This window comes from Vibrio sp. SCSIO 43140 (genome assembly GCF_023716585.1).
Lineage (GTDB): Bacteria > Pseudomonadota > Gammaproteobacteria > Enterobacterales > Vibrionaceae > Vibrio > Vibrio maritimus_B.
On the sequence record NZ_CP071850.1, the window covers coordinates 3862778 to 3883085 of the forward strand.

At 48.2% G+C, this 20308-nt stretch carries 23 protein-coding genes; 13 read left to right on the forward strand and 10 right to left on the reverse strand.

The genetic code is table 11. The features are described from left to right. Nucleotides 1–233 precede the first annotated feature (233 nt). A complete protein-coding gene (locus J4N45_RS18385) occupies nt 234–782 on the forward strand; it encodes a gamma carbonic anhydrase family protein (RefSeq protein ID WP_252012953.1) in 549 nt (182 codons plus the stop codon). Here the strand turns inward: J4N45_RS18385 and J4N45_RS18390 are convergent. From J4N45_RS18390 to tsaC, 4 genes are all read right to left on the reverse strand, one after another. Next, a complete protein-coding gene (locus tag J4N45_RS18390) occupies nt 779–1042 on the reverse strand; it encodes a DUF1488 family protein (protein ID WP_252012954.1) in 264 nt (87 codons plus the stop codon). The two genes, J4N45_RS18385 and J4N45_RS18390, sit on opposite strands and share 4 nt — an antisense overlap. A gap of 4 nt (nt 1043–1046) precedes the next feature. Then, on the reverse strand, nt 1047–1874 hold the full coding sequence (gene aroE, locus J4N45_RS18395) for a shikimate dehydrogenase (protein WP_234494863.1): 828 nt from the start codon (nt 1872–1874) through the stop codon (nt 1047–1049). A gap of 116 nt (nt 1875–1990) precedes the next feature. Beyond that, on the reverse strand, nt 1991–2896 hold the full coding sequence (gene hemF, locus J4N45_RS18400; protein ID WP_252012955.1) for an oxygen-dependent coproporphyrinogen oxidase: 906 nt from the start codon (nt 2894–2896) through the stop codon (nt 1991–1993). Nucleotides 2897–2905: 9 nt separating this feature from the next. Further along, complete coding sequence (tsaC, locus tag J4N45_RS18405; RefSeq protein ID WP_252012956.1) at nt 2906–3463, reverse strand: L-threonylcarbamoyladenylate synthase type 1 TsaC; 558 nt, start codon at nt 3461–3463, stop codon at nt 2906–2908. Nucleotides 3464–3646: 183 nt separating this feature from the next. On the opposite strand from tsaC, the gene purE reads away from it, so the two are divergent. Next, entirely contained in the window at nt 3647–4132 is a 486-nt protein-coding gene (gene purE, locus J4N45_RS18410; protein WP_042478050.1) for a 5-(carboxyamino)imidazole ribonucleotide mutase, read from the forward strand. A 2-nt stretch (nt 4133–4134) separates the two neighbouring features. After that, nucleotides 4135–5265, forward strand: coding sequence for a 5-(carboxyamino)imidazole ribonucleotide synthase (locus tag J4N45_RS18415; RefSeq protein ID WP_252012957.1), 1131 nt, complete (start codon nt 4135–4137; stop codon nt 5263–5265). A 50-nt stretch (nt 5266–5315) separates the two neighbouring features. On the opposite strand, the gene J4N45_RS18420 is transcribed toward J4N45_RS18415, so the two are convergent. From J4N45_RS18420 to J4N45_RS18435, 4 genes are read right to left on the reverse strand one after another with little or no spacing between them, the layout of a single operon-like run. After that, nucleotides 5316–5894 (reverse strand): DNA topoisomerase family protein, encoded by a 579-nt coding sequence (locus tag J4N45_RS18420; protein ID WP_234494868.1) that lies wholly within the window; start codon nt 5892–5894, stop codon nt 5316–5318. A 45-nt stretch (nt 5895–5939) separates the two neighbouring features. Then, complete coding sequence (locus tag J4N45_RS18425; RefSeq protein ID WP_042478052.1) at nt 5940–6416, reverse strand: DUF494 family protein; 477 nt, start codon at nt 6414–6416, stop codon at nt 5940–5942. Between the two features lie 2 nt (nt 6417–6418). Continuing rightward, nucleotides 6419–7519 (reverse strand): DNA-processing protein DprA, encoded by a 1101-nt coding sequence (gene dprA, locus J4N45_RS18430; RefSeq protein WP_252012958.1) that lies wholly within the window; start codon nt 7517–7519, stop codon nt 6419–6421. A 37-nt stretch (nt 7520–7556) separates the two neighbouring features. Further along, nucleotides 7557–8636 carry a LysM peptidoglycan-binding domain-containing protein gene (locus J4N45_RS18435; protein ID WP_252012959.1) on the reverse strand — a complete coding sequence of 360 codons (1080 nt, stop codon included), beginning with the start codon at nt 8634–8636 and terminating at the stop codon, nt 7557–7559. Between the two features lie 115 nt (nt 8637–8751). Here J4N45_RS18435 and def point away from each other — a divergent pair, with 115 nt between their 5' ends. From def to J4N45_RS18460, 5 genes are all read left to right on the forward strand, one after another. Next, nucleotides 8752–9261: a peptide deformylase gene (gene def, locus J4N45_RS18440; protein WP_042478058.1), complete on the forward strand. Its 510-nt coding sequence runs from the start codon at nt 8752–8754 to the stop codon at nt 9259–9261. Between the two features lie 32 nt (nt 9262–9293). Continuing rightward, nucleotides 9294–10241, forward strand: coding sequence for a methionyl-tRNA formyltransferase (gene fmt / locus J4N45_RS18445; protein ID WP_252012960.1), 948 nt, complete (start codon nt 9294–9296; stop codon nt 10239–10241). A 90-nt stretch (nt 10242–10331) separates the two neighbouring features. Then, the gene (gene rsmB, locus J4N45_RS18450; RefSeq protein WP_252012961.1) at nt 10332–11612 is read left to right on the forward strand and encodes a 16S rRNA (cytosine(967)-C(5))-methyltransferase RsmB; all 1281 of its coding nucleotides are present in this window, start codon (nt 10332–10334) and stop codon (nt 11610–11612) included. A gap of 102 nt (nt 11613–11714) precedes the next feature. After that, nucleotides 11715–13091 (forward strand): Trk system potassium transporter TrkA, encoded by a 1377-nt coding sequence (gene trkA / locus J4N45_RS18455; protein WP_042478065.1) that lies wholly within the window; start codon nt 11715–11717, stop codon nt 13089–13091. Nucleotides 13092–13100: 9 nt separating this feature from the next. Further along, on the forward strand, nt 13101–14546 hold the full coding sequence (locus tag J4N45_RS18460; protein ID WP_252012962.1) for a TrkH family potassium uptake protein: 1446 nt from the start codon (nt 13101–13103) through the stop codon (nt 14544–14546). 16 nt (nt 14547–14562) lie between these two features. Here J4N45_RS18460 and trhA read toward each other — a convergent pair whose 3' ends face one another. Both trhA and J4N45_RS18470 read right to left on the reverse strand, forming a co-directional pair. Further along, the gene (gene trhA / locus J4N45_RS18465) at nt 14563–15213 is read right to left on the reverse strand and encodes a PAQR family membrane homeostasis protein TrhA (protein WP_503055603.1); all 651 of its coding nucleotides are present in this window, start codon (nt 15211–15213) and stop codon (nt 14563–14565) included. 69 nt (nt 15214–15282) lie between these two features. Then, on the reverse strand, nt 15283–16083 hold the full coding sequence (locus J4N45_RS18470) for a sporulation protein (RefSeq protein WP_234494874.1): 801 nt from the start codon (nt 16081–16083) through the stop codon (nt 15283–15285). 236 nt (nt 16084–16319) lie between these two features. Between J4N45_RS18470 and J4N45_RS18475 the strand changes: the two genes are divergently transcribed. The 5 genes from J4N45_RS18475 (at nt 16320) to J4N45_RS18495 (ending at nt 20306) form a co-directional block, all read left to right on the forward strand. Further along, nucleotides 16320–16562: a hypothetical protein gene (locus J4N45_RS18475; protein WP_252014720.1), complete on the forward strand. Its 243-nt coding sequence runs from the start codon at nt 16320–16322 to the stop codon at nt 16560–16562. Between the two features lie 116 nt (nt 16563–16678). Next, complete coding sequence (locus J4N45_RS18480) at nt 16679–16945, forward strand: YihD family protein (RefSeq protein ID WP_042478074.1); 267 nt, start codon at nt 16679–16681, stop codon at nt 16943–16945. Nucleotides 16946–17191: 246 nt separating this feature from the next. Next, nucleotides 17192–18610 (forward strand): cytochrome c oxidase accessory protein CcoG, encoded by a 1419-nt coding sequence (gene ccoG, locus J4N45_RS18485; RefSeq protein ID WP_252012963.1) that lies wholly within the window; start codon nt 17192–17194, stop codon nt 18608–18610. 60 nt (nt 18611–18670) lie between these two features. Further along, entirely contained in the window at nt 18671–19654 is a 984-nt protein-coding gene (locus tag J4N45_RS18490; protein ID WP_252012964.1) for a serine/threonine protein kinase, read from the forward strand. 52 nt (nt 19655–19706) lie between these two features. Next, nucleotides 19707–20306 carry a thiol:disulfide interchange protein DsbA/DsbL gene (locus J4N45_RS18495; RefSeq protein WP_042478078.1) on the forward strand — a complete coding sequence of 200 codons (600 nt, stop codon included), beginning with the start codon at nt 19707–19709 and terminating at the stop codon, nt 20304–20306. Nucleotides 20307–20308: the final 2 nt, after the last annotated feature.

The window sequence follows — 20308 nt, forward strand, 5'->3', positions numbered from 1 at the left end:
AACTTATTTTGCTAAGCTTCTTAGAAGCTTGTGACCTTCTGACTCGTTGGGGATTTCGTTGTCCTTTCCCGTGTCAGCGAGGGGGCATTATAGAGATCGAAATCACATTGGCAATACCCTAAATGCAGTTTTTTCGCATTTTTTGTTTGTATGGTTATTTTTTGTGCTTTGGCGCTGTAAATTACTGCAATAACTCGCCAAAATAGCCCCATTCCACAGATTTAGAGACTGATATGACTTCAATTCGCAGTTACAAGGGCATAAAGCCACAATTAGACAGCTCCGTCTATATAGATGAAACCAGTGTTATCGTCGGTGATGTCCGCTTTGGTAAAGATGCCAGTGTTTGGCCCCTAGTGTCAGCGCGTGGTGATGTGAACCATATAGAAATCGGTGAGCGCACTAATATCCAAGACAACAGTGTATTGCACGTTACCCATAAGAATGCGGAAAACCCTGAAGGCTACCCATTACTCATAGGTAATGACGTTACTATCGGTCATAAGGTAATGCTGCATGGCTGCATCATCAAAGATAGGGTTCTTGTGGGTATGGGGAGCATCGTACTTGATGGCGCAACCATTGAGTCCGATGTGATGATAGGAGCAGGTTCGCTGGTGCCACCTAATAAAGTTTTAGAAAGTGGCTACCTCTATGTAGGCAGCCCTGTCAAACAGGCTCGTCCTTTAACCGATAAAGAAAGAGCCTTTTTGCTGCGCTCTGCCAATAACTATGTTCAGAACAAAAATGACTATATGCAGGAAGTAACGATCATTCGTTAGTTAATGATAATGCGTCCCTGTTCATCGAAAGCCTCATCTTCAACGAGGCTTTCAGCTATCTCTTCTATATCAAAGCGCGCCGCTTCAAACTGCTCAAAGGCGTTTTCCTTTGAAACCTCACTGGAGTTATTAAGCTTACCCAGCTTGTCCAAACTCACCAAACAGATAATCAACATTCCAGCCTGCTGAGCATGAAACTCAACCATGCCGGTTTCCTCATTCCAAGTAAGCTGGTCAGAAAACAAAATGGACTGATTCATTCGATTAGCCTTCTAGGTTCTTTCTTAGCTCTCGCAAGATCTGCTTAGTGCCCGGTCTCAAACCTCGCCATAACATGAAGCTTTCGGCCGCTTGCCCAACAAGCATACCCAGACCATCATAAGCGAATCTTGCGCCAGAATCCTTGGCCCATTGATTGAATGTCGTTAGTCCTTGACCATAAGTCATGTCATAACTGACGGTGTGGTTAGCAAAGATAGCACTACTAACATCAGGAAGCTGTTTATAGAGGCTGGTAGAAGAAGAGTTGATGACCACATCATAAGCGTTTGCAATATCGCTCATTGGCACCGCTGCAATTGGGCCAAACTCATCAAAAAGCTCAGAGAGCTGCTGTGCTTTTTCAAAAGTACGGTTGGTGATAGTTATAGATGCGGGCTTTTGATCGAGTAGTGGCTTGAGAACACCTCGAGCAGCACCACCAGCACCAATCACTAAGATGGAGGCGCCTTCTAACTGAACTTGGTGTTGTAGCAGATCTTGAACTAAGCCTTCGCCGTCGGTGTTATCTCCAATGATTTCGCCGTCATCAAGTTTCTTGAGCGTATTGACCGCACCGGCAAGCTGCGCGCGCTCGGTCAGACGACCTGCGAACTGATAAGCGTCTTCTTTAAACGGTGCGGTAATGTTGCACCCTTTGCCACCCGATAGAAAAAAGTCCGTTGCCGCTTGTTTGAAACCTTCAGGTTCCGGCTCTTGGCGACCATACTCTAGGTTTTGCGAGGTTTGTCGTGCGAAAAGTGTATGAATATACGGTGACTTACTTTGTGAAATGGGGTTACCAAATACAACGTACTGATCGGGCTTGCTCATGTCTGTGCCTACTGTCCTTGCCTAATGGGTGCCGAAAGGTATAGCTCGACACTATCATTTCGACACACATTCGCCAAGTTGAACCATGGCTATTTGAACTGTGGCTATCCGCTCAATTACCACTCTCTAGGTTGTAGATAGTCGCTATACAGCTTCGCCTCGGCACTTCCCTCTTCAGGTTGGTAACTGTATTCCCAACGAGCCAATGGAGGCATCGACATCAGAATGGACTCTGTACGGCCACCACTTTGCAAGCCAAACAGCGTCCCACGATCATAAACAAGGTTAAACTCTACATAGCGTCCGCGACGATACAGCTGGAAATTGCGCTCGCGTTCACCATAAGACTCGTCTTTGCGCTTCTCGACTATAGGCAAATAAGCATTGGTATACCCATTACCCACCGCCTGCATGTAGGCAAATGAGCGTTCAAATCCCCACTGATTGAGATCATCAAAGAATAAGCCACCTACACCGCGAGTTTCATTTCGATGTGGCAAGAAGAAGTAATCATCACACCACTTCTTATGCTCCGCATAAACTTCGTCGCCAAATGGCTGGCAGATTTGCTTAGCGGTATCATGCCAGTGCTGGCAATCCTCTTCGAACGGATAAAACGGTGTCAGGTCAAAGCCTCCACCAAACCACCAAATCGGATCTTCTCCCTCTTTTTCAGCAATGAAAAAGCGCACATTGGCATGTGAGGTAGGGATATAAGGGTTTTTAGGGTGAATCACTAGCGATACCCCCATCGCTTCAAACTTACGCCCGGCTAATTCTGGTCGGTGAGCTGTTGCGGAAGCGGGCATCTTGTCGCCAAACACATGTGAGAAGTTCACGCCGCCTTGCTCAAACACGTGACCGTCTTTCATCACTCGGCTGCGACCGCCGCCACCTTGCTCACGTTGCCACTCATCTTGCTGAAAGGTAGCAACACCGTCTTGTTGCTCGAGTTTTTGGCAGATATCGTCTTGAAGCTGAAGTAGAAACGCTTTGACTTGATGTTTATCGACTTGCTGCACAGGGTCTCCTTAACCTTGTCTTAGTACTTTTAAGGTGCGCGCATCGCGGATTTCACTAGGCTTGTTTCGACCGCCGGTTTCACCCTCGAGAATAGCCACTAATCGGTCACCGAGCTGCTCTTTCACTTCTTCTGTCGTCATGCATGATGGCATACCGGAAAGGTTAGCACTGGTTGAGGTAATCGGCTTGCCGTAGACCAAACACAGCTTTTGCACCAATTGATGGTCGGTCACGCGCACCGCAATGGTATCAAAAGCACCGCTTAACCAAGAAGAGACACGAGAGCTGGCTGGCATGATCCAGGTATAAGGCCCTGGCCAAGTCTGTTGAACACTCTCTAGCTGTTGCTGCGTTAACTGTGTTTCATCTATGTAGGGACGCAGCTGTTCAAAATTGGCCGCGATGAGGATAAGACCTTTCTCTACCGGACGCTCTTTTACTGCCAGCAGTTTTTCAATCGCCTTAGTATCATCAGGGTCACATCCAACACCGAACACACCTTCCGTTGGATAAGCAATTACTTCACCGGATTGAAGCGCCGCAACTGTGGTTTGAAAATTATCCACCGAGACTTCCTTTTATTAAAAGCTAAACAATTATTTTACATTTCAACGGCACTATGCTCAAAAGCCGGGTGAGAATCCAGAAAAAAACACAAAATTCACCCACGCAAACGTTTTCCTAAGAAAAAAATCCTCGTATAATGCGCGCAAATTAGTCCATTTGCACACGCCTTGAAGGAGCTTCGGATGAAAGTCGGCATTATTATGGGTTCAAAATCAGATTGGCCAACCATGAAACTTGCAGCAGAAATGCTGGATCAGTTTGGTGTGGATTATGAAACCAAGGTTGTTTCTGCTCACCGTACACCGCAACTACTCGCTGACTACGCGACCTCTGCTAAAGAGCGTGGCATCTCAGTTATCATCGCAGGCGCAGGCGGTGCTGCACACCTTCCTGGTATGGCTGCAGCATTCACAAGCGTTCCTGTATTAGGCGTTCCAGTTCAAAGCCGTGCCCTAAAGGGCATGGATTCATTACTGTCTATCGTGCAAATGCCAAAAGGCATTGCGGTTGGCACACTGGCAATTGGTGAAGCAGGTGCAGCAAATGCCGGTATCCTAGCAGCGCAAATCATTGGTGTTCACGATAATGCCGTGATGGAAAAAGTTGAAGCGTTCCGCAGCCAACAAACAGAAACCGTACTTGCTAACCCAGATCCTTCTGAGGACTAATAATGAAACATGTACTGGTTCTAGGGGCCGGACAACTGGCACGTATGATGTCACTGGCTGGCGCTCCATTGAATATTCAAATCTCCGCGTTTGACGTGCGTAGCGAGAATATCGTTCACCCGCTAACACTTGAAGTTTTAGGTAACGGTCTAGAGCAGGCGATCGCTCAAGCTGATGTGATTACCGCTGAGTTCGAACATATTCCACATGACGTGCTCGCAATCTGTGAGAAGAGTGGCAAGTTCCTACCTTCGACAGAGGCCATCAAAGCCGGTGGTGACCGTCGCATAGAGAAAGCACTTCTCGACAATGCCGGAGTGAAGAACGCTAAATACGCTGTCATCAACACACGCGCTGATTTCGACGCGGCTATTGAGCATGTTGGCCTTCCAATGGTGCTCAAAAGCGCTTTAGGCGGATACGATGGTAAAGGCCAGTGGCGATTGAAAACGCTTGATGACGTCGATGCTATCTGGACCGAAATGGCACAGTGCATTGCTGAATCAGACAGCCAAGCCATTGTTGCCGAGGAGTTTGTTCCTTTCCAACGGGAAGTCTCATTGGTTGGTGCTCGCAATAAGCAAGGTGAGATTGCTATCTATCCACTGGCTGAAAATGTGCACACCGATGGCGTATTGACACTATCTACTGCGATTGATGAACCTGAACTTCAAGCACAAGCGGCGCAGATGTTTACCGCTGTTGCTGAGTCTCTGGACTATGTGGGTGTACTCGCGCTTGAATTCTTCGATGTCAATGGTCAGTTGCTTGTCAACGAGATCGCTCCTCGCGTGCACAACTCTGGGCATTGGACTCAGCAAGGTGCCGATACGTGTCAGTTCGAAAACCACCTACGCGCAGTATGCGATATGCCGCTGGGCTCGACACAAGCCATTCGCACGACATCAATGGTAAACATTTTGGGTGAAGATACCCTGCCAGAAGCCGTGCATGCTCTGACTGGCTGCCACGTGCACTGGTATGGTAAAGACAAACGTGCTGGTCGCAAGATGGGTCACATCAATGTGACTGCAGACGACAAAGCCGCGTTAAAAGCGCAGCTGCTTGCCTTGTCTGAACTCCTAGATGAGACCGCTTTTCCTGCACTTAAACCAGCCGCTGAAGCACTTTAAGCTTGGTTAAACGCTAGAATTTAAAACGGCTCCCATTGGGAGCCGTTTTGTTATTCGCTTTCTTGCACTTTATGGCAGCGCCTTGACGCGCACTCAAGTACCGTACCTGATGCCCGCTTCTTTTCTACCAACAACTCAAAACCACAATACTGACAGTGCCCCTCGACTGGAGGGTGATTAACTGCGAACTTACACTTCGGATACTGATCGCAGGCATAAAAGGCCTTGCCAAAGCGCGACTTTCTCTCTGTCAGCGCGCCTTTAGCACATTCCGGACAGGAGACCGTCGCTTGGGTTGGTTGCTCTGGCTCTTCTTGCTTGTTGGGTGATTGAATAAAATGACATTCTGGGTAGTTACTGCAGCCGATAAACATTCCAAATCGTCCTTGGCGCAGCAGTAGCTCTGAGCCACAGTCAGGGCACGCTACACCTAACTCTTTGATGATATGACCATCATTTTGATGCAAGGGTTTAATGTAATCGCAGCTAGGGTACTGGTCGCAACCTAGAAAAGGGCCGTGTTTGCCATTTTTAAGGATCAGCTTACCAGCGTCACATTGAGGACACGGCTCATGATCCAGTGCATGCTCATGAGCCGAGAAAAGTTGATTGTCGATTTTACCACTCATGGTGTTCTCTTAACGCAAGCAACCCAATTGATTGGGCTGGGAGGATTAATGCACCACACCTCGTTCAGCGGTGTAGATGAGTTCTTCCATGAGAGTGTACGCGTTTTCGTTGCCTGGAACATTGAACAAAACCATTAAAATGATCCATTTCAGGTCATCGAGCTCAAAGTCGTTGGTTTCCAATCCCATTACACGGTCGATAACCATTTCACGGGTTTCTGTGGTCAGTACACCAATCTGTTCTAGGAACATCAATAGTCCACGACTTTTCACATCCATGCGCGTCATTTCTTGAGCGGTGTAGATCCGTGTCGAGGTCGCGGCACTCATCGCAATGGCGGAGTGATTGTCGGTGTTTTGCAGCTCAGCTAGATCCTCAAGCCATTCGAGTGCCTTGTAGATATCTTTTTGCTTAAAGCCTGCTCTTAACAGCTCATCCTCAAGTTCGTCTTGGTCTACCTGCAGATCTGCATCGCTATGCACGTAGGTTTCGAACAGGTACATCAGTATGTCCATCATCATAGCTAGCCTCTCCCCTTAAGAATATAACCACCGTTTACAGCAACAACATGACCCGATAATTCGAGCTCTAAAAGCTGTTGCATGACCTCTTGAACAGGAATATGGGTCTTTTGCGCCAAAATATCAACCGGCGTTGCCTCTATTCCTACGTTAGCCAACAGATCTGCAAATGGCAATTCTTCTTTATCAATAACTTGGTCAAAAAGTGTTGGTTGTACTTTTTTAGACCAGTTAGACAGAGATTCTATTTCACACAATACATCTTCAACACTTTGTACGAGACAGGCGCCCGTTCGTATTAATGAATGACACCCCGAGTGATAGGCATGGCGAATGGAACCGGGAATAGCAAAAACTTCACGTCCTTGCTCCGCTGCATATTTTGCGGTTATCAGTGAGCCACTTTTCTCGGCCGCTTCCACCACCACGACACCGAGTGATAGCCCGCTGACAATTCTATTTCGTCTCGGAAAGTGCTCCGCTCTTGGCTTTATCCACGGAAGGTGCTCACTCACCAAGGCTCCGTGCTGAGCAACCCTTTGCGCGAGGGAACGGTGGCGGGCTGGATAAATAGAGCCTAGCCCTGAGCCCAATACCGCTATGGTTTTCCCGCATGCATCTAGTGCTCCCTGATGAGCATGGCCATCAATTCCGAGTGCCAGGCCGCTTGTTACGCAATAGCCATATCGAACAAACTCAGCCGCAAAGCTGCGCGCAGTCTCGAGACCACCTGTGCTGGCATTTCGGCTGCCTACCATGGCGATTTGCTGATCGGACAACAAACTCACATCGCCTTGGACATAAAGAACCGGAGGACAGCCCTTAGACTCACGCAATAATGGCGGATAGTGCTCATCTTGATGGATTAAGATGTGGTTGTCGGCACCATTGCTCCATTCCATCGCTTTATGTGCAAGCTCAACTGACTTACGCCGAATAAAGCTCACTTGATTTGGCTTGAGCCCTATCGCAGATAAGGTTTGTTCATCTGACTCCACAATGTTGCGTGGGTCATCAACGGCTAGCAGCTTATAAAACGTGACGGGACCAATTCCCGGACACAGGGAGAGGCGGAGCCAAGCTACTCTCGTATTATCATCCATAGCATTCATCCATACCTTTCATCAATAGCATGGCCCATTAACTGGTCGGCGTTTTATCAGGATTAGCCACGATGGTTTGGCGAGTAATGGGCTCACTGGCCTCGGTAATGAGAGCGATACTGAAAAACGGATAGCTGCGAATCACCACAAGATGTCCAATTTCTATCGTCGGCAATTGTTGTGATAGCCCTTCGTGGTAGGTGTCAGTCAATCCGTGCTCCCCTTGAGCGAACTGAAACGCCTGTGCCGGTCTCACCAGTGTGTAGCTACTCCCTTGCTCAATACCAGACACAAACCCGTGATTAAGTACCACCGCCTGACCTCGAACCGCATAATGGGTGGCTTCCATCATGCCAACGATAGCAAGTCCATCGGCAGGTATTCCGGCGTGAGGTTCAAAAGATTGAAGATGTTCAGGCGTTTGAATCGACGACAGAGGAATCGCCACATCCTGCTGTTTAACTTCATGAATGAGCCTTTCAATCTCAAGCGTTGTAATGTCAGCACTCTGTGTTTTCATCTTCGCGACTGCCACCATCCTAACCTGCTGCATGCTGTACTCTGGTTGCAATGCAGAGAATGTTTGGCTTACGCGGTAAATGGCCCAATCGGTTTCATTACCTTGATAGTTGATATAAACATCATCTTGAGCGGTGACATACTTTAGCCCGTTGCTGGAGCCAATCACTTTGGGAAAATCTCGCAGCTCACTACTTAAAACCAACCCTTCTGTGCGTGTGTAGCGAGCTTGCGTTATCGCGTTAATCGCAGCGATTGGTGCTTTGCTCGCGATTTGAATACTCGGCGATAGCTTCTCAAGCTTTTTACGAGTCAATCTTGGCTGGCCATCGACCCAGCTCAGCGACAATCGGTCACCAGGATAAATAAGGTGTGGATGATGGATGTGTCTATTGTTTCCCCAGAGTTCTGGCCAGCGCCACGGAGAATACAGATAAAGGCTGGAAATAGCCCAAAGCGTGTCGCCCTTTTTCACTTGGTAGAATGAAGGGGCTTGGTCTTTTAAGGTGAGAGAATTATCAGCGAGGGAGGGAAAACCTAAGACGAGCGTGACGACAACAATGTAACCCCTCAATAACAGCACATTTCCCTGCTTCATACACCGCAATCCTTCGCTTTGTTTCAAGGGATGCTGTCATTTAGGTTGGAAAATGTCTAGAATTGAACCAACGAAGTCCAAGCCTATTCGGCACAGTTCAACATTTTGAGTGTATATGTCTGTATTACAAGTATTAACTTTCCCGGATGATCGCCTAAGAACGGTAGCAAAGCCCGTTGAAGCGGTAACGCCGGAAATCCAAAAAATCGTCGACGACATGATTGAAACCATGTACGACGAAGAAGGTATCGGTCTGGCAGCAACCCAAGTTGACGTTCATCAGCGAATTGTTGTGATTGATATTTCAGATACTCGCGACGAGCCTATGGTTCTGATCAACCCAGAAATCACTGAAAAACGTGGTGAAGACGGTATCGAAGAAGGCTGTCTATCGGTTCCTGGCGCTCGTGCATTGGTGCCTCGCGCAGCTGAAGTAACAGTAAAAGCGCTAAACCGCGACGGTGAAGAGTTCACTTTCGATGCGGACGATCTACTGGCTATCTGTGTTCAACATGAGCTTGACCACCTAGAGGGTAAACTGTTTGTTGATTACCTATCCCCTCTAAAGCGCAAGCGTATTAAAGACAAGCTTGAGAAAATTAAGCGCTTTAACGCTAAGCAGTAATCGAATAAGAATTTAAGTTAAGAGAGGTCAGTGTGAGCCAATCATTACGTATTGTGTTTGCCGGTACTCCAGACTTCGCCGCCCGTCACTTGGCGGCGTTATTGTCTTCGGAGCACGAGGTTGTCGCTGTTTATACCCAACCAGATCGCCCAGCAGGTCGTGGTAAAAAACTCACAGCAAGTCCAGTTAAAAACATTGCGCTTGAGCATGACATCCCGGTTTATCAGCCCGTCAATTTCAAATCTGATGAGGCAAAACAAGAGCTAAAAGATCTTAACGCTGACATCATGGTTGTCGTGGCATACGGTCTACTGCTTCCTCAAGCCGTTCTGGATACACCAAAGCTTGGCTGTATCAACGTGCATGGTTCGATCTTGCCTCGCTGGCGCGGTGCGGCGCCGATTCAACGTTCTATTTGGGCGGGCGATGCAGAAACTGGTGTTACCATCATGCAGATGGATATCGGCCTTGATACCGGCGACATGCTAAAGATCGCAACGCTTCCGATTGAAGCCACCGACACCAGCGCGACTATGTACGATAAGCTCGCCGAGTTGGGCCCTGAAGCTTTGGTTGATTGTCTTGGCGATATCGCGTCAGGCAATGCCAACCCGGTAAAACAGGACGATGAGCAAGCCAATTACGCCAGCAAACTGAGCAAAGACGAAGCCAAGATTGATTGGTCTCAAGATGCCGCGTTTATTGAGCGCTGCATTCGTGCATTTAACCCGTGGCCAATGAGTTTCTTCTCTGTTGAAGAGAACAACATCAAGGTTTGGCAATCGCGCGTTGAAGCGAATGCGACAGACGCCAAACCGGGGACTATTCTTAAGGCTGATAAAACAGGAATTTACGTCGCAACAGGCAAAGACACCTTGGTTCTGGAGCAGATTCAGATCCCAGGCAAAAAAGCCATGTCAGTGAGTGATGTTCTTAATTCCAAAGCTAGCTGGTTTGAAGTCGGTAGTATCCTAGGATAACGATAGCTACCGCGTACGATATTTAGGGCCAGTACTGACCAGTACGGGCCCTAGTTTGTTTTCATAGCAACACAATTTTAGGTAACTAACATGAACGTTCGCGCTGTCGCGGCTAATATCCTTTTCCAAGTGGTTGATAAAGGCCAATCGCTATCGAGTGCTCTTCCATTGGGTCAGCAGCAGGTGAAACCTCGCGACCAAGCACTGCTACAAGAGATCTGCTTTGGTGCACTTCGAATCTTGCCTCGTCTTGAATCTGTCGCCTCCGAATTAATGGATAAACCCCTAAAAGGCAAACAGCGCGTATTTCATCATTTGATTTTGGTCGGACTCTACCAAATCGGTCATATGCGTATTCCTGCGCATGCCGCGGTTGGTGAGACAGTGGAAGCAACCAAAGCGCTCAAAGGCCCAAGACTGCGCGGCTTGATTAATGCGGTACTGCGTAACTACCAGCGCAATCAAGAAGAGCTAGACCAAAAATCGGTAAGCCACAACGCAGGTAAATATGGTCATCCAAGTTGGCTGCTGAAGCTGCTGCAACAGAGCTACCCTGAGCAGTGGGAGAGCATTGTTGAAGCTAACAACATGAAGGCGCCTATGTGGCTGCGCGTGAACCACCAGCACCTACCTCGTGATGACTATCAGGCACTTCTCAAAAATGAAGGCATAGATTCCACCTCTCACCCAGAAGCGCAAGATGCCCTAAAATTGGCCGCGCCTTGCGATGTGACCAAATTACCGGGCTTTGAAAAGGGCTGGGTCTCAGTTCAAGATGCGGCGGCACAGCTATCGATTAACTATCTACAGCCACAAGATGGCGAGCTAATTCTAGACTGCTGTGCAGCGCCAGGCGGAAAGACTGCGCATATCCTAGAGCGCACCAAAGAGAGTCAGGTTGTCGCGATTGATTGTGACGAAACACGTCTTAAGCGTGTTCATGACAACCTAAAACGTCTGAATCTCCAGGCAAAAGTCGTCTGTGGAGATGCAAGAACGCCACAAGAGTGGTGGCAAGGTGAGCAGTTCGACCGCATCTTATTGGATGCACCGTGTTCTGCGACTGGCGTTATCCGCCGCCACCCCGACATTAAGTGGCTGCGCCGCGCTGACGACATCGAAGCACTAGCCGAGCTACAACGCGAAATCTTTGATGCCATGTGGCAGCAGTTGAGAGTAGGCGGCACTTTGGTTTATGCGACATGCTCTATCACGCCGCAAGAAAACAGAGACCAAGTGATTGCTTTCTTGGCTCGTACGGCAAATGCCGAGCTTATCGGCTCAGATAAAGAGAACCCTGGACGTCAGATTCTTCCGGGTGAGCACGATATGGATGGCTTCTATTACGCTGTTCTACAAAAGACACAGTAATCGAACATTAGATAGTGAACTTAAAAATCAATAGCATGCTAACTTATTGATGGCTATGCTATTGGCGTAATGAGTTTATAAAAAACAGAAGAGCGAAATGTTATGAAAATCATCATTCTTGGAGCTGGTCAAGTTGGTGGCACCCTAGCGGAGAACCTCGTTGGTGAAAACAACGATATTACTATCGTCGACCGCGACAGCGACCGCCTAAGAGAGCTGCAAGATAAGTATGATTTGCGCGTGGTGAATGGTTACGCCTGTCACCCAGACGTTTTAAGAGAGGCCGGCGCACAAGATGCTGACATGTTGGTCGCGGTGACCAACATGGACGAAACCAACATGGCAGCCTGTCAGGTCGCGTTCTCGCTCTTCAATACACCAAACCGCGTGGCACGTATTCGCTCTCGTGAGTACCTGATCGAAAAAGAGAGCCTGTTTAACTCGGGTGCTATCCCTGTTGACCACCTTATCGCGCCAGAAGAACTCGTTACCAGCTACATCGAACGACTGATCCAATACCCAGGTGCATTGCAAGTGGTCAGTTTTGCCGACGAGCGAGTTAGTTTGGTCGCGGTTAAAGCTTACTACGGCGGCCCGTTGGTTGGTAATGCGCTGTCTACATTGCGTGAGCACATGCCACACATTGACACCCGCGTAGCAGCAATATTCCGTCAAGGGCGCCCTATTCGTCCACAAGGCACCACCATTATCGAAGCCGATGATGAAGTGTTCTTCGTTGCGGCAAGCAACCACATTCGCTCAGTAATGAGTGAACTGCAGCGTCTGGAAAAGCCGTATCGCCGCATCATGATTGTGGGTGGTGGTAATATCGGTGCCAGCCTCGCTAAACGTCTGGAGCAAACCTACAGCGTTAAACTGATTGAACGCAGCTATCAGCGCGCTGAAAAACTCTCTGAAGAACTAGAAAACACCATCGTATTCTGCGGTGATGCCGCTGACCAAGAGCTGCTTGCCGAAGAAAACATCGATCAAGTCGATGTGTTTATTGCCCTCACCAACGAAGATGAAACCAACATCATGTCAGCCATGCTGGCGAAGAAAATGGGCGCTAAGAAGGTGATGGTACTGATCCAGCGTGGTGCCTACGTGGACTTGGTGCAAGGCGGTACCATCGATGTGGCGATTTCACCGCAACAAGCTACGATTTCGGCGCTACTGACACACGTTCGCCGCGCTGACATCGTTAACGTTTCGTCACTGCGTCGCGGCGCTGCCGAGGCCATCGAAGCCGTTGCACATGGTGACGAAACCACCTCCAAAGTGGTTGGCAAAGCCATCGGCGATATCAAACTACCACCCGGTACCACCATTGGCGCCATTGTGCGCGGTGAAGAAGTACTGATTGCCCATGACCGAACCATTATCGAACAGGACGACCACGTGGTGATGTTCTTGGTTGATAAGAAATACGTGCCTGATGTTGAGGCATTGTTCCAGCCGAGCGCGTTCTTCTTGTAAGGCAATTTTATGGTTAACGCCCGCCCGGTCTCGTTCGTTATAGGGTTAGTACTCTCTAAACTCGCCCTATTCATGTACGTACCGACATTGGTCGCCTTCTTTACGGGTACTGATGGCTTCCTCGATTTTGGTCTAGCGGTCATCATCACCCATGTTGCGGCATTCTTGTGTCTATCTATAGGCCGAACCAAACACTTTAAGCTTGGTGTTCGAGATATGTTCTTGATCACCAGTTTAGTGTGGACCATTGCCAGCGCTTTCGCGGCGCTGCCCTTTGTGTTCATCAACCACATCAGCTTTACCGATGCCTACTTCGAAACCATGTCAGGTATCACGACAACAGGCTCTACGGTACTCAGTGGCCTAGACAATATGGCACCGAGTATTTTGTTGTGGCGATCCATCTTGCAATGGCTTGGCGGTATTGGTTTTATCGTTATGGCGGTGGCGGTGCTCCCCATGCTCAACGTGGGTGGTATGAGGCTGTTCCAAACCGAGTCCTCCGATTGGTCTGATAAGAGCAGTCCACGCGCCAAGACCGTCGCAAAAAACATCGTTGTGGTGTACCTAGTGCTGACTGGGCTGTGTCTGCTTGGCTATCTCGCCACTGGTATGAACCTTTTTGATGCCATCAATCACTCCTTTACCACCCTATCCACCGGAGGATACTCAACCTCTGACGGCTCAATGAATCATTTCTCACAGGGCTCACATTGGGTCGGTACCGTGTTTATGTTTTTGGGTGGTCTGCCATTTCTGCTTTTTGTTGCTGCACTGTCTAAACGAGATCCTAGGGTGCTTTTGAATGATGCTCAGGTACGAGGCTTCGGTTATCTATTTCTAGTCTCTAGTACCGTTGTTGCGCTTTGGCTGTTTATTGAAGATGGCTATGCACTCACCGATGCCTTCCGCGTGTCCATGTTCAACATCGTCTCTGTCGTCACCACTACTGGATTTGGACTGGAAGATTTCACCGCTTGGGGACCTCTCCCATCCGTGGTCTTTGCCTTTATGATGATGGTCGGTGCTTGCTCAGGCTCGACATCCGGTGGTATCAAAATCTTTCGCTTTCAGATAGCGGTGACTCTGCTTCACAAACAAATGATGAAGCTTATCCACCCTTCAGGCGTGTTTGTTCAACGATACAATCAAAGGCCGGTAAACGACGATATCGTCCGCTCAGTTGTCGCCTTTGGGTTGATGTTCTTTGTGACCATTATCGTGCTGGCGGGTGCACTCAGTGCCATGGGACTGGATCCAGTGACCAGTATCTCTGGCGCGATAACGGCCGTTGCCAACGTGGGCCCAGGAATGGGATCGGTAATTGGTCCAACAGGAAACTTTGCCCCTCTACCGGACGCCGCTAAGTGGTTACTCAGCTTTGGCATGCTCATGGGACGCCTAGAAATCCTGACCCTTATCGTATTGTTCTTCCCTGCGTTCTGGCGCCGCTAAGCATTTTGACGGAGCGCTAAACAGGCTCTACGTACCAATAGACGGCGAAGAAGTGACACGCTGCGCCACCTAGCACAAATAGATGCCAAATAGCATGATTGTAAGGAATGCGCTTATTGGCGTAGAACACCACACCGAGCGTGTAAATCGCGCCACCAACAGCTAGAAGAATCAAACCGGATGGGTCGAGATGTTTGGCAAGCTGGTAAATCACGATCAGCGACAGCCATCCCATCACCAAATAAGTAATCAATGATGCGCGTTTAAATCGATACACGAAGAACAGCTTCATTATGATGCCAATCACGGCCAACGCCCAAATCACGATCATCAATCCCACCGCAAGGGGGGTCCTCAGGCTGACAAGCATAAATGGGGTGTAGCTGCCGGCGATAAGCAAGAAAATGGCGCAATGATCAAAGGTCTTGAGCCAGCGCTTACTGCTTGGGTTTGGGATGGAGTGATACAGCGTTGATGCGAGAAATAAGGTAATCATGCTACCACCATATAAGCTCATGCTGGTGATGGTCATGACGTCGGCACCCGCTGCCAGTGACCGCTGCAGCAGCATTACCAATCCGATAATAGAAAGGATAACGCCAATGCCGTGGGTAACACTGTTTGCCCACTCTTCACGTAGACTGTAATTAGAAGTGATCGTCGACATTGAGCATACTCTCATTTTCGCCAGAAAATCAGAGTATGCCACACTCAGCGAACATGTGTTAGCTCAAACTTAGGTGGTTTGCTCTAGATAATCGAGGACTTGTTGTCCAGCCTCTTCACCTGACAGAGAACTTGGCAGTGTCAATTCTCGTTTCAGTTGACCTAGACCAATCAAGCTAGAGAGCATACCTTTCACTCCCTCTTTGTTGCGGTCAATCTCAAACCACAACTTGAGCTCATCTTCACTTCGATAGGCGATGATCTCGAGCTCACGCCAGCGTCCGTGATAAGGCCCTGTGGTTGGTACAAACTCAAACTCTTGAACAAATGGCATCGCAAAGCCCTTAGCTGCCTCGCATTCAACCTGACGAATACGCAGCCCTTGGTCTTCAAGTGCGACGAAGATGCCATCAATCAAAGGATCGGGGCGAACGGTCAGCATGTCTTTATCTTGAGGGTCCGCCGCCATTGCGATATCCAAACCCGTTTCCAACCAGACTCGAGAATCACCAATCGTCACGGGCGTATTCCAAGGCACATCTAGCTCGACATCAAAGTCACGGGTTTCACCAGGCTCGATGGTAAAGGCGTATGGAAGCGTCCACGATTGCAACTCGTAGGTCTTGGAAACTTTCTTTTTAGGGACGCCATGGTGGTTACTGTTGTCGTTTTGGTTTTGAGCCACTTCATCAATATAGCGACAACACAGTTTAAGCTTGATGTTATCAACTGTTTGCGCCGTTTTACCACCATACACATGAATGGTCACTTTTGCCGTTTCCCCCGGGTGGAGAAACTCTTGATGCAGGACAGAGTCAACTTTGGCCGCCCCTATCCCAAAACTTGCTAAGGTTTTTTTGAAAAAAGACATACTTACTTCCCTTTATAACCAAAGACACTGTTAGTGTTGTATCGTAAATCTGTCGAGAAAACAAACGATATGCGCACAGAGTCGGTGAAGAAAAATTAACCACTTTTTTTATGGGATCTATCGAATATACCTAAGCTTACTGCTATTCTATGCGTGGTGTGCATGCACACCGTAATTCCTGATTACTTATTTGGAGTGGCATTAGTCAAAAAAGAGCGACATTGGGAGTCTATTCAGTGTTTCTCATAAGTAGTCAGGCCAACTATTTGGCAACGGAATTGCCTGACTTGTTAGGTTACCAAAATATGCGCCCAACACCCGTCAGGTTCTCGCACTCAGTACATCGCAGTGCGTCAATGCGTCGTCGCAGTGGTTTTGTCTCTGCTCCTGTCGCGAAAAAAGTCGCTCCTTCAATGACCCTGGTTGAGCAAGGTGTCCGAATGACATCAACGCCAACACGCGTTGTTAAAGCAGCTTAATAAAAAGCGCAGTCTGTCTGCGCTTTTTTTTGCCTTCCATTTCACCACATATTGGTATTCTCAATGAACTTTGATACTTTTACTCAAAAATACCTATAAATTTTGTGGAGAAAGTTATGAAGTGTCACCGCGTCAACGAACTAATCGAGCTCATTCACCCTGAATGGCAAAAAGATTCTGATCTTAACTTGTTGGAATTCCTAGTGAAGCTTGCTAATGAAGCGGGCTATGATGGCAAACTGGAAGAATTGACCGACGATGTACTCATCTATCACCTAAAGATGCGTAACAGTAAAAAAGACGAAATGATCCCAGGCCTTGCCAAAGACCAAGAGGATGATTTCAAGACCGCTTTGCTCAAGGCTCGCGGCATCATCAAATAACGAATAGTTATAAAAACGACCCTCTAAGGGTCGTTTTTTATATGAGCCTTGGCTAATTTTGTTGTTAAAGGTTGATAGCCTTAAAGAAATGAAATTGTTATCAGGGTTATAATCCTTGGGTTTTCATACTGCGTACTGAATAGAACTGCCACATAAAATGGCATGGTGTCGTACACAGTCAATGCAATGTCGGAATAGATAGAGTGCGTCCGAAACGCACCGTCAGCCCAAGAAGGACACTCAACAATGAGTCAGGATAAAATCGACGTAAAGGATGTAACACCCAAAACGTTCAACCCCAAAACCCACAAAGGCAAAGGCGACAGATTCAACCCAAGTAATCGAATCTATGTACGCGAAAGCAAAGGTACCTTTCAAAAACTCAGACGCTACGGTGGCTGGTTCTTACTCGTACTGTTTGCCATCATCCCATGGATACCTTATGGCGAGAGACAAGCGGTACTGCTCGATATCGGTAATCAGCAGTTTAACTTCTTTGGTACCACCCTTTATCCGCAAGATCTCACTTTACTCGCTCTGCTATTTATGGTGGCGGCCTTTGGTCTGTTCTTTATCACCACCTTTCTAGGTCGCGTCTGGTGTGGCTACTTATGCCCGCAAACTGTGTGGACCTTTATGTACATCTGGTTTGAAGAAAAACTGGAAGGCAGCGCGAACAAACGCCGCAAGCAAGATAGCGGAAAGCTCACCGGTAACCTTATTGCTCGCAAAGGTCTCAAACATGCCGCTTGGATTGCGATTGCACTCGCTACCGGCTTTACCTTTACCGGCTATTTTGTACCCATTGGTCCACTGGTCAGCGATTTCTTCACCTTCAATGCCAGCTTTTGGCCTGTATTCTGGGTTGTATTCTTCGCCGCATGTACCTATGCCAATGCAGGATGGATGCGCTCTATCATGTGTATCCACATGTGTCCTTATGCACGCTTCCAGTCTGCGATGTTCGACAAAGACACCTTTATCGTCGGTTACGATACTAAGCGCGGTGAAAAGCGAGGACCTCGATCTCGCAAAGCCGATCCCAAGCAGCTTGGCTTAGGCGACTGTATCGACTGCGATCTGTGTGTACAAGTTTGTCCAACGGGTATCGATATTCGCGATGGTCTGCAATACGAATGTATTAACTGCGGCGCCTGTATCGACGCTTGTGACAAGACCATGGACCGCATGGGCTACGACAAAGGGCTGATTAGCTACACCACTGAACATAGACTCTCAGGTAAACACACCAAAGTCATGCGACCAAAACTGCTCGGCTATGGCGCGGTATTGCTAGTCATGGTGGGGCTGTTCTTTGCGCAAGTCTCTGCAGTAGATCCGGCAGGCTTGAGTGTCCTTCGCGACCGTAACCAATTGTTCCGCGTCAACAGTGACGGTTTGGTCGAGAACACCTACACCTTAAAGGTCATCAACAAAACACAGCAAGAGCAGCAATATACTTTGAGCGTCTCTGGTTTAGAAGGGGCAACCTGGTATGGCAGACAAACCATCACCGTTGAGCCAGGTGAGGTGTACAACCTGCCGATGAGTCTGGGTGCAAATCCTGATGAGCTAAGTTCACCTGTCTCGACAATTCAGTTTATACTGAGCGACAGTAATGACTTCTCCGTACAAGTGGAGAGTCGATTTATCAAAAAGCTCTAGCTCGCTAGCAGCACGACATAATAGGAAAAGGCTCGGCAACGAGCCTTTTTTATCATCACGATGACAGATACTGCGTTCAACTTCGATGCCCTGACACCCGATTTCATGTGGTACGCCCTTGAAAGTATTGGAGTCAGAGCCGAATCCGGTCTACTTCCCCTCAATAGCTATGAAAACCGTGTTTATCAGTTCACTGATGAAGAACGCCGACGCTATGTGGTGAAGTTTTATCGCCCTCAACGCTGGACACACGCACAGATCCAAGAAGAGCACGATTTTGCTCATGAACTACAAGAATATGAAGTGCCAGTCTCTGCACCACTCATTATCAACGGACAGTCGATTCATGAGTATCAAGGCTACCTATTCACCCTGTTTGCGAGCGAAGGCGGCAGACAATTCGAGGTCGATAACCTTGAGCAGATTGAATGGGTGGGACGCTTCCTTGGTCGTATTCATAAAGTCGGTGCAAGCAAGCCATTTGAGCACCGCCCTACCATAGGTCTGGATGAGTATCTGTATCAGCCTCGTACCCTGCTGCAAAACTCGAGCTTTATCCCAGCGCATTTAGAGAACGCCTTCTTTAGTGATTTGGACATGCTTATTAATCAGATTGAAGCGCATTGGCAACCCACTGAGACCATTAGGCTGCATGGCGATTGTCACCCAGGCAACATTCTATGGCGTGATGGTCCAATGTTCGTCGATCTCGACGACGCGCGTAACGGGCCTGCGGTTCAGGACCTGTGGATGCTGCTCAATGGTGACCGTCAGGACAAACTGATGCAACTCGACGTGTTATTGGAGGGGTATCAAGAATTCAGCGACTTACCTAGCAGTCAATTGAAACTTATTGAGCCTTTACGCGGTCTACGTATGGTGCACTACATGGCATGGCTAGCCAAGCGTTGGCATGATCCTGCGTTTCCGCTCGCGTTTCCTTGGTTCAACGACGCCAAATATTGGGAAGGCCAGGTACTGGGGTTTAAGGAGCAAATTGCCGCTCTTAACGAAAAGCCACTTTCATTGCAGCCGCAGTGGTGACAAACTAGTCGAAATCCATCAATAGGATTGAGTTATACACATGGAGAAAATAATGAAAAAAATCATCGCACTTTTTGCGACGCTACTCGTCAGCCTAAGCGTCAGTGCCGCACAGTTCCAAGAAGGCACACACTATAAAGTGTTGGAGCTAGAAAAGTCATCTAAGCCCGTCGTCACCGAGTTCTTCTCATTCTATTGCCCACACTGTAATAGCTTTGAGCCTATCATTGCTCAGTTGAAGAAAAAGATCCCTGCTGACGCGAAATTCCAAAAGAACCACGTCTCTTTTATGGGTGGTAACATGGGTATGTCGATGAGCAAGGCTTACGCGACCATGATTGCACTTAAAGTCGAAGACAAGATGGTGCCAGTGATGTTCCGCCGTATCCATGACCTAAACCAACCACCAAGAAACGATGAAGAGCTTCGTCAGATCTTCCTTGATGAAGGTGTTGATGCGAAGAAATTCGACTCAGCATTCAAAGGTTTTGCTGTTGATTCAATGGTGCGCCGCTTTGACAAACAGTTCAAAGACAGTGGCTTATCAGGTGTTCCAGCGGTTGTGGTGAACAATAAATATCTAGTGGAATCTGGAAGTATCCAGTCTCTGGATGAGTATTTTGAGCTGGTTAACTTCCTACTGAAGAAGTAACC